Origin of the sequence: Psychromonas antarctica (genome assembly GCF_022267535.1) — a bacterium.
GTDB lineage: Bacteria > Pseudomonadota > Gammaproteobacteria > Enterobacterales > Psychromonadaceae > Psychromonas > Psychromonas antarctica.
This window is the reverse complement of the sequence record NZ_JAHNZV010000242.1, coordinates 1-1393: the sequence shown is the minus strand read 5'-3', so window position 1 is coordinate 1393 and position 1393 is coordinate 1. Positions and strand designations below refer to the sequence as shown.

Annotated in this window: 2 protein-coding genes; both read right to left on the bottom strand. The window is 34.6% G+C overall.

Annotated features, from left to right (window positions below; all coding sequences use genetic code 11):
- Positions 1-139: 139 nt before the first annotated feature.
- A complete protein-coding gene (locus KSO91_RS17255) occupies positions 140-643 on the bottom strand; it encodes a hypothetical protein (protein ID WP_238744256.1) in 504 nt (167 codons plus the stop codon).
- The gene (locus tag KSO91_RS17250) at positions 640-1050 is read right to left on the bottom strand and encodes a hypothetical protein (RefSeq protein WP_238744255.1); all 411 of its coding nucleotides are present in this window, start codon (positions 1048-1050) and stop codon (positions 640-642) included. The genes KSO91_RS17255 and KSO91_RS17250 overlap by 4 nt, the downstream gene beginning before the upstream one ends.
- Positions 1051-1393 lie beyond the last annotated feature (343 nt).

Here is a 1393-nt window from a genome sequence, read left to right as displayed (position 1 = left end):
AGCAAGGCTTGGTGTCATTGAGACAAATGTGGATCAATATCCAATATTCATGAAGGAAGATGAACCGCTCTGTGCGGAGCCGCATGCAGGGTGGTGTGGGGGCTGGAGGCTAGACACCTCCGGCTACCCGATTAGCTATTTAATTTAGCCATGCTTTCTCGAAGCCATCAACCATATCAAATGGTTGATTTAATTCATTCATTAAAAGCAATTTCTGTTTAACATTACTTGGAAGTTCATAGAATTTCTTTTCTGAGGTTAATTCAGAAGCAGGAAACATTAGCGACTTAAGCATTTCAATCTTTTCACTTACGGCACTGTTCATTAATTTTTTATTTGCACTTTCCAGAGTAAGTAACAAACGAATAACTTCATTATACTCAGGTTTTGAGCAGTTCCTAATTGCTTTTAGATTCAAATACCCTAAACCGTCCCCAGTTGAAATAGGAAGTTTTTTTAGTATTTCAATACTTTCCGCTGACAGTTTATTTTGTTTAGACTGCTTAATACAAATTGAGTGACGCTCTTCAAAAGCATTGAAAGTTTCATTTAGGACTTTAAGACCAAAAGCGATCTTCTCTTCATTAGATGCGCTACAACCAAGTGAAATGAAAACAAGTAATATGAAAGTTGTTTTTTTCATTTTATTTTACATCCATAATTAACACCTTTCCAAAACGCCCTTTCTTTAGCCGTAATATCCGCTCTTAACATTTGCAATCCAGCGATTGTCTCAATTTGATTATTAGCATATCTATCAAGAGCAGAGAATGACTTAAAAAAACACTCCCAATTTGCTGAATATATACTGTACGATGTTTGACTTAAATCACTAGATACTGTTTGAAATATGTGGCTATTTTCTATGGCATTTCCTGGCGTTCTGGCATTAACAGCTAACCCTCCAAAAATAACAATCAATTGGCCTATGGTATTAACCCACCAACCTGTCTCTTTGCTTTTTAAAATAGTATTTATTGAATCTATTGCTTCGATACTCGTTTCATCAAACTTTAACCCTATGATCGTAGGACATACTCTTGCGCTCATAATAATCATTCTCTTTGTAAAAAGCATTGAATAGGTAAACATATTATATAGCCAGCACTTTATATAACTCGCTATGTATTGATAAGCTACATAGCATATCTCACCAAATTTAATATAACAACACCGTATATTAAATATAAACAAAATACCCACGCAAGACGCGAAAGTTAAGTTTTTAAAAGACATTTGGTGATAAAAACAATAAGAATAGATAGCTAGACATAATGACTTCCCACTAAGGTGCTAGCCTCTACCGTGGGTTAGTTTTACAACCAGAGCCATAATATATATATCAATAATATAACGTGGAGGCTAGCATGAATAAACATAGCATACTTTTCAT